Origin of the sequence: Micromonospora sp. NPDC050200, from assembly GCF_040656135.1 — a bacterium.
Classification (GTDB): Bacteria; Actinomycetota; Actinomycetes; order Mycobacteriales; family Micromonosporaceae; genus Micromonospora.
The window spans coordinates 88,375-101,534 of record NZ_JBFALG010000023.1 but is presented as its reverse complement, the minus strand read 5'-3'; the positions used below and the strand labels follow the sequence as shown (position 1 = coordinate 101,534).

At 71.9% G+C, this 13,160-nt stretch carries 14 protein-coding genes, 1 tRNA gene and 1 pseudogene; 10 read left to right on the top strand and 6 right to left on the bottom strand.

The window, feature by feature from the left end; translation table 11 throughout:
• Window positions 1-230: 230 nt before the first annotated feature.
• Window positions 231-707: a DUF4383 domain-containing protein gene (locus tag AB0I41_RS17600; RefSeq protein ID WP_357108192.1), complete on the top strand. Its 477-nt coding sequence runs from the start codon at window positions 231-233 to the stop codon at window positions 705-707.
• A 19-nt stretch (window positions 708-726) separates the two neighbouring features.
• On the opposite strand, the gene AB0I41_RS17595 is transcribed toward AB0I41_RS17600, so the two are convergent.
• The 3 genes from AB0I41_RS17595 to AB0I41_RS17585 all read right to left on the bottom strand — a co-directional run bounded on the left by AB0I41_RS17595 (window position 727) and on the right by AB0I41_RS17585 (window position 2,758).
• On the bottom strand, window positions 727-1,404 hold the full coding sequence (locus tag AB0I41_RS17595; protein ID WP_357108217.1) for a TetR/AcrR family transcriptional regulator: 678 nt from the start codon (window positions 1,402-1,404) through the stop codon (window positions 727-729).
• 117 nt (window positions 1,405-1,521) lie between these two features.
• Window positions 1,522-2,475: an acyl-CoA desaturase gene (locus AB0I41_RS17590; protein ID WP_357108214.1), complete on the bottom strand. Its 954-nt coding sequence runs from the start codon at window positions 2,473-2,475 to the stop codon at window positions 1,522-1,524.
• A 25-nt stretch (window positions 2,476-2,500) separates the two neighbouring features.
• Window positions 2,501-2,758 (bottom strand): hypothetical protein, encoded by a 258-nt coding sequence (locus tag AB0I41_RS17585; RefSeq protein ID WP_357108189.1) that lies wholly within the window; start codon window positions 2,756-2,758, stop codon window positions 2,501-2,503.
• On the opposite strand from AB0I41_RS17585, the pseudogene AB0I41_RS17580 reads away from it, so the two are divergent.
• A pseudogene (locus AB0I41_RS17580) lies at window positions 2,721-2,816 on the top strand (resolvase); the annotation flags it as partial. The gene AB0I41_RS17585 and the pseudogene AB0I41_RS17580 sit on opposite strands and share 38 nt — an antisense overlap.
• On the opposite strand, the gene AB0I41_RS17575 reads toward AB0I41_RS17580, so the two are convergent.
• A complete protein-coding gene (locus AB0I41_RS17575) occupies window positions 2,795-2,929 on the bottom strand; it encodes a hypothetical protein (protein WP_357108186.1) in 135 nt (44 codons plus the stop codon). The pseudogene AB0I41_RS17580 and the gene AB0I41_RS17575 overlap by 22 nt on opposite strands.
• A 161-nt stretch (window positions 2,930-3,090) precedes the next feature.
• On the opposite strand from AB0I41_RS17575, the gene AB0I41_RS17570 reads away from it, so the two are divergent.
• The 8 genes from AB0I41_RS17570 (at window position 3,091) to AB0I41_RS17535 (ending at window position 10,793) form a co-directional block, all read left to right on the top strand.
• Window positions 3,091-3,162, top strand: a tRNA-Gln gene (locus tag AB0I41_RS17570).
• Window positions 3,163-3,266: 104 nt separating this feature from the next.
• Window positions 3,267-4,796: a bifunctional UDP-N-acetylglucosamine diphosphorylase/glucosamine-1-phosphate N-acetyltransferase GlmU gene (gene glmU / locus AB0I41_RS17565; protein ID WP_357108183.1), complete on the top strand. Its 1,530-nt coding sequence runs from the start codon at window positions 3,267-3,269 to the stop codon at window positions 4,794-4,796.
• A 55-nt stretch (window positions 4,797-4,851) separates the two neighbouring features.
• On the top strand, window positions 4,852-5,832 hold the full coding sequence (locus AB0I41_RS17560; protein ID WP_357108181.1) for a ribose-phosphate diphosphokinase: 981 nt from the start codon (window positions 4,852-4,854) through the stop codon (window positions 5,830-5,832).
• A gap of 287 nt (window positions 5,833-6,119) precedes the next feature.
• Window positions 6,120-6,827, top strand: coding sequence for a 50S ribosomal protein L25/general stress protein Ctc (locus tag AB0I41_RS17555; protein ID WP_357108178.1), 708 nt, complete (start codon window positions 6,120-6,122; stop codon window positions 6,825-6,827).
• A 109-nt stretch (window positions 6,828-6,936) separates the two neighbouring features.
• Window positions 6,937-7,527, top strand: a complete 591-nt coding sequence (pth, locus tag AB0I41_RS17550) for an aminoacyl-tRNA hydrolase (protein WP_357108175.1) — start codon at window positions 6,937-6,939, stop codon at window positions 7,525-7,527.
• A gap of 119 nt (window positions 7,528-7,646) precedes the next feature.
• Complete coding sequence (locus tag AB0I41_RS17545; protein WP_357108211.1) at window positions 7,647-8,465, top strand: inositol monophosphatase family protein; 819 nt, start codon at window positions 7,647-7,649, stop codon at window positions 8,463-8,465.
• A 79-nt stretch (window positions 8,466-8,544) separates the two neighbouring features.
• Window positions 8,545-9,459, top strand: coding sequence for a sulfate adenylyltransferase subunit CysD (cysD, locus tag AB0I41_RS17540; protein WP_357108172.1), 915 nt, complete (start codon window positions 8,545-8,547; stop codon window positions 9,457-9,459).
• Window positions 9,460-9,539: 80 nt separating this feature from the next.
• Window positions 9,540-10,793, top strand: coding sequence for a GTP-binding protein (locus AB0I41_RS17535; RefSeq protein WP_357108208.1), 1,254 nt, complete (start codon window positions 9,540-9,542; stop codon window positions 10,791-10,793).
• Between the two features lie 96 nt (window positions 10,794-10,889).
• On the opposite strand, the gene galK is transcribed toward AB0I41_RS17535, so the two are convergent.
• Window positions 10,890-12,089, bottom strand: coding sequence for a galactokinase (gene galK, locus AB0I41_RS17530; RefSeq protein WP_357108168.1), 1,200 nt, complete (start codon window positions 12,087-12,089; stop codon window positions 10,890-10,892).
• Window positions 12,086-13,069: a UDP-glucose 4-epimerase GalE gene (gene galE, locus AB0I41_RS17525; RefSeq protein WP_357108165.1), complete on the bottom strand. Its 984-nt coding sequence runs from the start codon at window positions 13,067-13,069 to the stop codon at window positions 12,086-12,088. Before galE ends, galK begins: the two co-directional genes overlap by 4 nt.
• Window positions 13,070-13,160: the final 91 nt, after the last annotated feature.

Genomic DNA, 13,160 nt, shown 5'->3' with positions numbered 1-13,160 from the left:
GGAGAAGAGCCAGGTCAGCCGGAGCCCGACCCGCTCCGGGCGGTCAGGCTTGATCCCTGCGCGGGTCGGGCTCCGGCGAAAACCGTCCTGGTCCCGCTCTGCCCGTGAGTTCTGCTCTCCGGCGGGGCGGGGTCTTTTTGGTGGTCCGGCTCCTGCGGCTGTTCGGCGGACAGGTGGCTGCGGTCTGGGCGATAATTCTCCGGAAACGGTCGTACTCGGACGGAGGGGTTATGCCGCACTTTCCGGTGAACCACCCGGCCCGCCCGCTGTACCGGGTCTTCGCCGGCCTCGTCGGGCTCTACATCCTCGTCTTCGGCGTCTGGGGCGTCGTGCAGACCCTGGGACAGCCGCTGTTCCACCAGGGCCACGACTGGGTCCTCGGGCTCCGCACCAACCTGGCGTTCTCGCTGGTCTCGGTGCTCTTCGGGGCCTTCCTGATCATCGGCGCGTCCCGGCGCAGCAACCTCGGCCACTACATGAACCTGACCGCCGGGATCGTCTTCCTGGCCACCGCCCTCGGCATGATGGCCGTCCTGCAGACCACCGCGAACTTCCTCAACTTCTCCATGTCCACGGTGATCGTGTCGATGCTCTTCGGGCTGCTGCTGCTCGCCACCGGCCTCTACGACAAGGTCGGCCCGGACGAGCACGCCGAGGCGGAACGGCGCCACCGGCAACACCGGATCTCCGGGGCCGGCGCCCGCTGAACCGACCCGGCAGCCACGGTCAGGCCCGCTTACGGGTGATCAACCCCGGCTTCGCCTCCAGGTGCGACAGCCCGTTCCACGACAGGTTCACCAGGTGCGCCGCCACCGTCTCCTTGCGCGGCTTGCGCACCTCCAGCCACCAACGGCCGGTCAACGCCACCATCCCGACCAGCGCCTGCGAGTAGAGCTCGGCCAGCTTCGGGTCGTAGCCCCGACTGGAGAACTCAGCCGCCAGGATGTGCTCCACCTGGTGCCCGACGTCGTTCATCACGCTGCTGAAGTTGCCCGTCGCCGACATCAGCGGCGACTCCCGGACCAGCACCCGAAACCCGCTGGTCTCCTCCTCGATGTAGGTGAGCAGGGCCAACGCCGCCTGCTCCAGCAACTCCCGCGGGTGCCCGGCGGTCAACGCGGTGGTGATCCGGTCCAACAGGGCCCGCACCTCGCGGTCGACCACCACCGCGTAGAGGCCCTCCTTGCCGCCGAAGTGCTCGTAGACCACCGGCTTGGAGACCTTGGCGCGGGACGCCACCTCCTCGATGGAGGTGGCGTCGAAACCGCGCTCGGCGAAGATCTGCCGGCCGATCGTGATCAGCTGCTCCCGCCGCTGGGCGGCGGACATGCGTACCCGGGAGGTGGGCTTCGCGGCCGCCGCCGTCGTCGCCCGTCGTCGCCCGTCGGTGGCCTCGTCCGCCATTGCGTCACCTCGCCGGCGCTCGGTGACGCCCTGTCGTGGGATGTTCCTGCCGCCGTGCCCGTCTGCCTCGGTCACCCGGCCATCCTGCCAGGTGACCTTCGCGGGCACCGCCCGGTTTCAGCGCCGTGCCACCGGCTTCACCAGCTTGGCGGCGATCCGTTCCGGCTTCGGCCAGCGGACGTCCCGCGCCGCGCCCGCCTTCTCCAGCAGCCAGATCACCCGGGCGGAGATGTCCACCTGGCCGCGCAGCACGCCGTGCCGGGCGCTCGTCGGGTCGGCGTGGTGCAGGTTGTGCCAGCTCTCGCCGAACGACAGGATCGCCAACGGCCAGAAGTTCGACGCCCGGTCGCCCTGGCGCATCGCGAACGGCCGCTCACCGTAGACGTGGCAGACCGAGTTGATCGACCAGGTCACGTGGTGCAGCAGCGCGATGCGGACCAGGCCGCCCCAGAAGAGCGCCGTCCACGCCCCGGACCAGGACCAGGTCGCCAGGCCGCCCATCATGGCCGGCCCCAGCACCGAGACCACCACCAGCAGCGGGAAGAGCCGGTCCACCCGCCGGGTGTCCCGGTCGGCCAGCAGGTCCGGGGCGAAGCGGGCCCGGTTGGACAGCTCACGGCCGAAGAGCCAGCCCACGTGGGCGTGGAACAGACCCCTGGCCAGCCCGCGGACACTCGCGCCGTAGCGCCACGGCGAGTGGGGATCACCCTCGGCGTCGGAGAAGGCGTGGTGCCGGCGGTGGTCGGCGACCCACTGGATGACCTCGCCCTGGACGGCGAACGAGCCCGCCACCGCCAACGCGACCCGCACCGGGCGCGGCGCCTTGAACGAACCGTGGGTGAAGTACCGGTGGTAGCCGATGGTGATGCCCAGTCCGGAGAGCAGGTACCAGAACGCGGCGACCGCCAGGTCCGTCCCGCTCAGCCAGCCGCCCCAGGCGACCGGCACGGCCGCGAGCAGGGCCAGGAAGGGTACGACCACGAACGCCCACAGGGCGATCAGGATGCCGGTGGACTGCGGGCCCTGGGTGAGCGGCTTCGGGCCGGTGGCACTCTGGTCCGTCAGGGAGATCACATCGCACCTCGCAGAGGAGGAGTCACGCCTTCGTCACCGTACGCACGCCGCCGTCCGGGCGGGGTGAACAGTCGCGGACATGGATGAAGAGACTGTCGTACGGCCGTTCCAGTCTGCCGGTCGTGACCGATCCGATCGGCGCCGAGGTGCGCCGGCTGCGCGCCGAGGAAGGGCTGTCCGTCCGCGAGATCCGGGCCCGCACCGGGCTGGCACGCAACCGGGTGTACGAGTTGCTGCGCGGGGTGCCGCCGCCGGAGTGGACCCGGCGGCCCAACGCCAAGGACGAGCTGCGCGCGGAGGCGGTGGAGCTGCGGGGTCAGGGCTGCTCGGTCAACGACATCGCCCAGCAGTTCGGGGTGGCGAAGTCGACCGCGTACCAGTGGGTGAAGCATCTCCCGCTCGACTCCGACGAGGAGGTGGCGGCACGGCGCCGGGCCCACTCGAAGGGCACCAAGTCCAAACCCTGGCGACGCGCGGCTGCCTGGTGGTCGATGTGCCGCGTAGTCGGGAGCTGTACTGGAGGATCGAGGGACTCGTCGCAGGGCTTGATGAGGCGATCGCATAGGGGTGGGGGCACCTCAGGCGGAAGCGTTAAGCTGTCTTGCGTCACAATCGGCCGTGGTGTAATTGGCAACACCCGGGTCTTTGGTACCCGTGTTTCAGGTTCGAACCCTGGCGGCCGAGCCCTCCTCGCGTACGCGCCCCTCAGTCGGGGTATGGGACGAACCACCCGCGCAGCCTGGTTAGCATGGCCGCGAGACAGTCGCCTTCCCGACGGGAGCCACGTCGTGCCCCAGCCCCACCTCCGTACCGTTGTCGTGCTCGCCGCCGGTGAGGGCAAGCGGATGAAGTCGGCGCTGCCCAAGGTGCTGCACCCGCTGCTCGGTCGTACGCTCCTCGGCCACGTGCTGACCGCGGCCGCGCCGCTGGCCGCCGACCGCACCGTGGTCGTGGTCGGTCACGGTGCCGAGCAGGTCCGGGCGCACCTGACCGAGATCGCCCCGGACGCCACCCCGGTCCTGCAGGCGCAGCAGCTCGGCACCGGGCACGCCGTGCGGATCGCGCTGGAGGCGGTGCCGGAGGCCGCCGGCACGGTGGTCGTGATCAATGGCGACGTCCCGCTGCTGCGCGGCGAGACGGTGGCCGCGCTGGTGGCGGCGCACGAGGGCGAGGGTGCGGCGGCGACGGTGCTCGCGGCCGAGGTGCCCGACCCGACCGGCCTGGGCCGGATCGTTCGCGACGCCGCGGGCCGGCTGGAGCAGATCGTCGAGGAACGCGACGCCACCCCCGCGCAGCGCGCCCTGCGGGAGATCAACGCCGGCATCTACGCGTTCGACGCGGTGCGGCTGCGGGACGCGCTGGGCAAGCTCTCCACCGACAACGACCAGGGCGAGGAGTACCTGACCGACGTCTTCGGCCTGCTCGTCTCGGCCGGGGAGCCGGTGGGCGTGCACGTCGCCGCGGACCACGTCGAGACGCTGGGCTGCAACGACCGGGTGGAGCTGGCCGGGCTGCGCCGGCTGCTGCGCGACCGGGTCAACGAGGCGTGGATGCGGACCGGGGTGAGCATCCTCGACCCGGACACCACCTGGATCGACGTCACCGCCACCGTCGAGCGGGACGCGGTGATCGACCAGAACACCCAGTTGCGCGGCACGACCGTGGTCGGCGCGGAGGCGGTCGTCGGGCCGGACGTCACGCTGGTCGACACCGTGGTGGGCGCGGCGGCGACCGTGCTGCGCAGCCACGCGGTGGGCGCCGAGGTGGGTCCCGGGGCCAGTGTCGGGCCGTACGCGTACCTGCGCCCGGCCGCGCGGCTGGCCGAGAAGTCGAAGGTCGGCACGTTTGTCGAGGTGAAGAACTCCGAGGTCGGCCCGGGTGCGAAGGTGCCGCACCTGTCGTACGTGGGTGACGCGACGATCGGGGCGAAGGCCAACATCGGCGCGGCGACGATCTTCGTGAACTACGACGGGGTGAACAAGCACCGCACCACGGTGGGTGAGGCGGCCTTCATCGGCTGCGACACCAGCCTGATCGCGCCGGTCGAGGTGGGCGCGGGGGCGTACGTGGCGGCGGGCAGCGCGATCACGCAGGACGTGCCCCCGGGCGCGCTCGGGGTGACCCGGGCCCCGCAGCGCAGCATCGACGGCTGGGTGACCCGCAAGCGGGCCGGTACGGCGTCGGCTGCGGCGGCGGAGCGGGCGCTGGCGGAGGGTGCGTCGGCCGGTGGCCCGGTCGCAAGGGAAGGTGAGGCAATCCACGGGGGTGCGGAGACCGTGAGACGGGCGTCGGGCGCGGGGGATACTGCAACCGAATAGGCCCCGGCCACACACCGCCGCCGGGAACCACCGACCAACGGGAGCAGACGGGCCCATGGGCAGCATCGTCGCCGAAAACCGCAAGAGCCTGATGCTCTTTTCCGGACGTGGCTTTCCGGAGTTGGCCAAGGAGATCGGTGAGGTGCTCGGCGTCGCGCCAACGCCTTCCGACTCGTACGATTTCGCCAACGGTGAGATCTTCGTACGGTTCAAGGACTCGGTGCGTGGTTCGGACGCCTTCGTGGTGCAGTCCGTCACGCACGGGGTGAACACCTGGGTCATGGAGACCCTGATCATGATCGACGCGCTGAAGCGTGGTTCGGCCAAGCGGATCACCGTGGTGCTGCCGTTCTATCCGTACGCGCGGCAGGACAAGAAGCACCGGGGCCGGGAGCCGATCTCCGCCCGGCTGATCGCCGACCTGCTGAAGACCGCCGGGGCGAACCGCATCCTCACGGTCGACCTGCACACCGCCCAGATCCAGGGCTTCTTCGACGGCCCGGTGGACCACCTCTTCGCGATGGACATCCTCGCCGAGTACGTGGAACGCAAGTTCGCCGGCCGGCCGATGACCGTGGTCGCGCCGGACTCCGGCCGGGTGCGGGTGGCCGAGCGGTGGACCGACCGGCTGGGTGGCTGCCCGCTGGCGTTCATCCACAAGACGCGGGACCCGCTGAAGCCGAACCAGGTGGTGGCGAACCGGGTGGTCGGTGAGGTCGAGGGCCGGGTCTGCCTGATCGTCGACGACATGATCGACACGGGTGGCACGATCAGCAAGGCCGCCGACATCCTGAAGGAGTCCGGCGCGGCCGAGATCGTCGTCGCCTCCACCCACGCCCTGCTGTCGGACCCGGCGACCGAGCGGCTGAAGAACAGCCCGATCAGCGAGGTCGTGGTGACGAACACGCTGCCGCTGCCGCCGGAGAAGCAGCTCGACAAGCTCACCGTGCTGTCGATCGCGCCGCTGCTGGCCCGGGCGATCCGCGAGGTCTTCGACGACGGGTCGGTGACGACCCTCTTCGGTGGCCTGAGCTGACCTTCGCGCCGCGGCCGCGACCGTGGTGCGACACCGTTCCCGCCGGTCGGCGCGCCGGCGGGGACGGTGTGGAGGGGACTGCCGGAGGCCGCGGAATCAGCTCGGGTAGACTGGTGCGGTTGCCACGGCGAGGGTGCCCGGCGGGCCGCTGAAGAGCGCCGCACGGAGGCACCGTCATCGACGCGGTGCTCCGGGCAGTCGTTCATGACGCATGAGCCCCAGCGAGCCCCTCGCCCCAGCACCGCAAGTCGACAAGCCGCCGCAGCGAAAGCATCAGGAGTTTCCCCGTGTCCGAGGTAAAGATCAGCGCCGAGCCCCGTACCGAGTTCGGCAAGGGTGGTGCCCGCCGTACCCGCCGGGCCGGCAAGGTGCCCGCCGTGCTGTACGGCCACGGCGAGAAGCCCAAGCACATCGCGCTCCCGGCCCGCGAGTTCGCCGCCGCGATCCGCAAGGGCGGCGCGAACCAGCTCTTCGCGATCGAGGTCAGCGACGGCACCCAGGTGCTGGCGCTGCCGAAGGCGATCCAGCGTGACCCGATCAAGGACAGCTTCGAGCACGTCGACCTGCTGCTGGTCCGCCGTGGCGAGAAGGTCACCGTCGAGGTCCCGGTCCAGCTGATCGGCGAGGCCGCCAAGGACACCCTGATCGTGCACGACCACGACACCCTGTCGGTGACCGCCGACGCCACCAAGGTGCCGGACCACCTGGAGGCCTCGATCGAGGGCCTGCAGGCCGGCACCCAGGTGACCGCCGCCGACGTCGAGCTGCCGGCCGGCGTCGAGCTGGCCGCCGACTCGGAGATGGCCGTCGCCTCGGTGACCGCCGCCCCGACCGCCGAGCAGCTCGAGGCGACGCTCCCCGAGGTCGAGGTGGCCGACGAGGAGGCCGAGGCCGGGGTCGGCGAGGAGACCGCCGAGTCCTCCGAGGGCGCCGAGGTCGGCGCTCCGGCCGCCGCCGGGGGCGAGGAGAGCGCCGAGGCGCGGACCGAGGCCTGATCGGCTCGCATCATCGTTTTGCGGCAGGCGCTCCCGGCGGACACCGGGGGCGCCTGTCGGCGTATCGGGACACGTGTGGCGTTGACGCGGCGGCTGGGAGGGACGGGACGTGACGGACGAGGCGGGGCCGTGGCTGGTGGTCGGCCTGGGCAACCCCGGTCGGGAGTACGCCGGTAACCGGCACAACGTCGGTTTCATGGTCGCCGACCTGCTGGCCGGCCGGGTGGGCGCGAGGTTCGGCCGGCACAAGCGGGCGGTGGCGGACGTCGCCGAGGGGCGGCTGGGGTTCGGCGGGCCGAAGCTGGTGCTGGTCAAGCCGCTGACGTACATGAACCTCTCGGGCGGTCCGGTGGCCGGGCTGGCCCAGTTCCACAAGATTCCCGCCGAGCGGGTGGTCGCGGTGCACGACGAGCTGGACATCCCGTACGGCCAGCTGCGGATCAAGATCGGCGGCGGGGAGGGCGGGCACAACGGCCTCCGCTCGATGTCGAAGTCGCTGGGAACGAAGGAGTACGTCCGGGTGCGGTTCGGCATCGGCCGGCCGCCGGGGCGGCAGGACCCGGCGGACTACGTGCTGTCGGATTTCGGCGCCGCCGAGCGCAAGGAGCTGGAGTTCCTGGTGGACCGGGCGGCGGACGTGGTGGAGTCGGTGGTCACCAAGGGCGTGGAGCCGACGCAGAACGCGTACCACGGGGCCTGAGGGCGGGGCGTACCGGGAGGAAGGGCTGCTCCGGCCGGTAGTCTGCGCCTTCTGGCGTGGCGCGGCCCGCGACGCGGGTCGCGCCGAGGCGACGGGAGTGGTACGTGGGCAGTCCTCCGATGATCGACGGCGCGTTCGCCCGGTGGCTGGCGGCGCGGGCCGGGCAGTCGTTGCTGGGGTTGCGGGCCGAGCTGGGCTTCGCCGACCCGGGCGCGTTGAAGTCGGCGGGGGACAAGGTCTCGCACGAGCTGATCCGCACCGAGCTGGCCCGGTGGCGGCCGGGTGACGCGGTGCTCTCCGAGGAGGACGAGGGCTCGCGGCTGGCCTGGGCGGCGGAGGTGAACCCCGCGGCGGTGTCCCGGCTGACCGCCGACCGGGTGTGGATCGTGGACCCGCTGGACGGCACTCGGGAGTTCTCCGAGGAGGGGCGTTCGGACTGGGCGGTGCACGTGGCGCTCTGGGCGCGCAACGCGCCGACGCCGCACGGGCTGGTGGCGGGCGCGGTGGGGCTGCCGGCGCAGCATCGGGTGTTGGGCACGGACCACCCGCCGACGTACCCGCCGCTGACGTTGGAGGCGGCGACCTCAGGTGGCGGGCGGACGTTGCGCCTGGCGGCGAGCCGGAGCCGGCCGCCGGTGTTCCTGACCGATCTGGCGGAGGACGTGGGCGCCGACCTGGTGCCGATGGGTTCGGCGGGCGCGAAGATCGCCGCGGTGGTGACCGGTGAGGTGGACGCCTACATCCACGCCGGCGGCCAGTACGAGTGGGACTCGGCCGCCCCGGTCGCTGTGGCGACGGCCACCGGCCTGCACGCTTCCCGGATCGACGGTTCTGCGCTGGAATACAACGAGGCGGATCCGCGCCTGCCGGACCTGCTGGTCTGCCGCAAGGATCTCGCCACTCGGTTGCTTGCAGCATTGCAGAGGCATTCCGGGTAGCCTGAGCGCTTGTTCTTGATGTATCCGACCGGAAAGGTCTGGAATCCATGAGCGGATCCGCGCCGATCGAGACCGTGTCATGACCGCCCCCGCCCGCTTCTACCAGGTGTCCCACCTCGACGCGCTCGAGGCGGAGAGCATCTTCGTGATGCGTGAGGTGGTCGCGGAGATGGAGCGGCCGGTGCTGCTCTTCTCCGGCGGCAAGGACTCGATCGTCATGCTCCGGTTGGCGCAGAAGGCGTTCGCCCCGGCCAACATCCCCTTCCCGGTCATGCACGTGGACACCGGGCACAACTTCCCCGAGGTCCTGGAGTACCGCGACCAGCGGGTCGCCGAGCTGGGCCTGCACCTGGTCGTGGCCAGCGTGCCGGAGGCCCTGGCCAGCGGCATGGTCCGCGAGTCCGGCGACGGGATGCGCAACCGGATCCAGACCCCGGTGCTGCTGGACGCGGTGGAGAAGCACCGCTTCGACGCGCTCTTCGGCGGCGCCCGGCGCGACGAGGAGAAGGCCCGCGCCAAGGAGCGGGTGTTCAGCTTCCGCGACGAGTTCGGCCAGTGGGACCCGAAGAACCAGCGCCCCGAGCTGTGGTCGCTCTACAACGGCCGGCACCACCCGGGCGAGTCGATCCGGGTCTTCCCGCTGTCCAACTGGACCGAGCTGGACGTCTGGCACTACATCGCCCGCGAGCGCATCCCGCTGCCCCCGATCTACTACGCGCACGAGCGCGAGGTGGTCGAGCGCGACGGCATGCTCTACGCGGTGAACGAGTTCTTCCGCCCCCGCGCGGGGGAGGAGCGGTTCAAGGCCCAGGTGCGCTACCGCACCGTGGGCGACGCCTCCTGCACCGCGGCCGTCCGCTCGGACGCCGACACGGTGGAAAAGGTGATCGAGGAGGTGGCCGCCACGCGGATCACCGAGCGCGGTGCGACCCGCGGCGACGACCGGGTCAGCGAGGCCGCCATGGAGGACCGCAAGCGGGAGGGCTACTTCTGATGACCACCGAGACCGTGGCCCCGGCCGACGGCGTGACGGACGCCCGGGCTGCCACCGGGGCCGGGCCGGAGGCCCGGCCGATGGACCTGCTCCGCTTCGCCACCGCCGGCAGCGTGGACGACGGCAAGTCGACCCTGATCGGCCGGCTGCTGTACGACACCAAGTCGCTCTTCACCGACCAGCTCGCCGCGGTGGAGGCGGTCAGCGCGGCCCGGGGCGACGAGTACACCAACCTGGCGCTGCTCACCGACGGCCTGCGCGCCGAGCGGGAGCAGGGCATCACCATCGACGTGGCGTACCGCTACTTCGCCACCCCGCGGCGGAAGTTCATCATCGCCGACACCCCGGGGCACATCCAGTACACCCGGAACATGGTCACCGGCGCCTCCACCGCCGACCTGGCGCTGATCCTGGTGGACGCCCGCAAGGGCCTGGTGGAGCAGTCCCGCCGGCACGCCTTCCTCTGCTCGCTGCTGCGGGTGCCGCACCTGGTGCTCTGCGTCAACAAGATGGACCTGGTCGACTTCTCGCAGGAGGTCTTCGAGCGGATCTCCGACGAGTTCAGCGCGTTCGCCGCGAAGCTCGACGTGCCGGACCTGACCGTGGTGCCGATCTCCGCGCTGAAGGGCGACAACATCGTCACCCGCTCGGAGAACATGCCCTGGTACGAGGGGCCGTCGCTGCTGCACCACCTGGAGCGGGTGCACATCGCCTCCGATCGCAACCTGGTCGACGTGCGGTTCCCGGTGCAGTACGTGATCCGCCCGCAGTCGACCACCGTCACCGACTACCGCGGCTACGCCGGTCAGGTGGCCTCGGGCGTGCTCAAGCCCGGGGACGAGGTGAGGGTGCTGCCGTCCGGCTTCACCAGCCGGATCGCGTCCGTGGAGACGGCGGACGGCCCGGTGGACGAGGCGTTCCCGCCGATGTCGGTGACGGTCCGCCTGACCGACGAGATCGACATCTCGCGGGGCGACATGATCTGCCGGCCGAACAACTCGCCGGCGGTCTCGCAGGACATCGAGGCGATGGTCTGCTGGATGGACGAGACCCGCCCGCTCCAGGTCGGCGGCAAGTACGCGATCAAGCACACCACCCGGTCGGCGCGGGCCATCGTGCGCGGGCTGCACTACCGGCTGGACATCAACACGCTGCACCGGGACGAGGCGCCCGGCGAGCTGAAGCTCAACGAGATCGGCCGGGTGCGGCTGCGCACCACGATCCCGCTGCTGGCCGACGAATACCGCCGCAACCGCACCACCGGCGGCTTCGTCGTCATCGACGAGACCACCAACCGCACAGTCGCCGCCGGCATGATCCTCGACACCGCCTGACCGCACCCCCTCCGCACGTTGATCAAGAAGTTTGCGTCAGGAATCGCGCCGTTCCTGACGCAAACTTCTTGATCAACGTCGATGTGGAGCGGGGGGTCAGCTCAGGCGGGTGGCGCCGGGGGCGGGGAGGACCATGACGTGGGTGGGGGTGGGGAAGCCTCGGTCGGCGTAGGCGTCCGCCACGGCGTGGGCCACTGCGTCGGCCTGGTCGGCCTCGATGAGGGCGAGGACGCAGCCGCCGAAGCCGCCGCCGGTCATCCGGGCGCCGAGCGCGCCGGCCGCGAGGGCCGCCTCGACCGCGGTGTCGATCTCCGGGACGGTGATCTCGAAGTCGTCCCGCATCGAGGCGTGCGAGGCGGTGAGCAGCGGGCCGATCTCGCGTACCCGGCCGGCGCGGAGCAGGTCGACGGTGTCCAGGACCCGCTGGTCCTCGGTGACCACGTGCCGGACCCGGCGGCGGATCTCGTCGTCGTCGAGCCGGGCCAGCGCGCCGTCGAGGTCGGCGACCCCCACGTCCCGCAGCGCCGGCACCCCGAGCAGCGCGGCGGCCCGTTCGCAGGCCGCGCGGCGGGCGGCGTACTCGCCGTCGGCGTGCCGGTGCGGGGCGCGGCTGTCGACGACGAGCACGGCCAGCCCGGCGGCGTCGAGGTCGAACGGGACGTGCTCGACGGACTCGGAGCGGCAGTCCAGGAAGAGGGCGTGCCCCGCCCGGCAGCGGATCACCGCGGACTGGTCCATGATCCCGGTCGGCGCGCCGACGTAGGCGTTCTCGGCCCGCTGGGCCAGCCGGGGCTGCCGCTCGGCGGGCAGGTCCAGCCCGCCGAGGTCGACCAGGGCGGCGAGCACCGCCGCCTCGATGGCCGCCGAGGAGGAGAGGCCGGAGCCCACCGGCACGTCGGAGGCGATCGCCAGCCGGGCCCCGGGCACGTCGTACCCGGCCTCGCGCAGCGCCCAGACCACCCCGGCCACGTACGCCGCCCAGCCGGTGACCCGGCCCGGGGTGTCCAACTGCCCCCCATCGAACTCCACCGGCGGGTCGGAGAGCTCCGACCGGACCGTCCACCGCTCACCGGGCTGCGGGGCGGCGGCGACCACGGTCCGCAGGGTCAGCGCGAAGGGGAGCACGAAGCCGTCGTTGTAGTCGGTGTGCTCGCCGATCAGGTTGGCGCGGCCGGGAGCCGCCCAGCGGCCCGCCGGCTCCTCGCCGTACGCGGCGTGGAAGCCGGCGGCGGCGCGGTCCGCGACGTCGCCCGACGCGGCCGCCGGTGGCGCGGCGCTCGCGGCCGGCCCGTTCACCGCTGCCCCAGCACGTGCGCGCGGTAGAAGGCCCAGGCGTCGCCGACCATGTCGTGCAGGGTCGGCTTCTCCGGCGTCCAGCCCAGCTCCTCGCGGGCCAGCGCCGAGGAGGCGACCAGCTCGACCGGGTCGCCCTCGCGGCGCGGCGCGACCTCCACCGGCAGCGGGTGGCCGGTGACCTCGCGGACCACGTCGACCACCTGGCGGTTGGTGAAGCCGTTGCCGTTGCCCAGGTTGTAGATCCGGTGCCGGCCGGGCACGGCGGCGGTGAGCGCCAGCAGGTGGGCCTGGGCCAGGTCCGCCACGTGGATGTAGTCGCGTACGCAGGTGCCGTCCACGGTGGGGTAGTCGTCGCCGAAGAGTTGGAGCTTCTCCCGCCGGCCGGCGGCGACGTCCAGCGCGATCGGGATCAGGTGGGTCTCCGGGTCGTGCCGCTCGCCGAGCGCGACGTCGCCGCACAGGTACGCCCCGGCGACGTTGAAGTAGCGCAGCGAGACGGCGGCCAGGTCGTGGGCGATCGCCTCGGAGGTGAGCGCCAGGTCGACGGCGAGCTTGGTGGCCCCGTACGTGTTGGTGGGGGCCTTGACCGCGGTTTCCGGGATGGGCAGCTCGGTCGGGTTGCCGTAGACGGCGGCGGTGGAGGAGAAGACCAGGCGGGGCACCCGGGCGGCCCGGACCGCGTCGATCAGGGCGATCGAGCTGACCGTGTTGGCGTGCCAGTACAGCTCCGGCCGGACCATCGACTCGCCGGCGGCGATCAGCGCGGCGAGGTGCAGCACCCCGTCGAAGCCGGCCTCGGGGGTGAGCACCCGGGCGGCCTCGTGGACGGGCAGGTCGACGTGGGTGGCCTCCGGCGCGAGCGCCGCCCGGTGGCCGGTGCGCAGGTCGTCCAGGACCGTCACGTCGTGGCCGTTGTCGAGCAGCATCCGGGTCACCACGCTGCCGATGAAGCCGGCGCCGCCGGTGACGAGCAGTTTCACGTCGGGTCCTCCTGCCTGGCCGCGTCCCGTCGCGGCCGTTCGTGATCACCTTACGGCCGCACGCCGTGCGCGCGCTCAGCGTCGCGGCCCG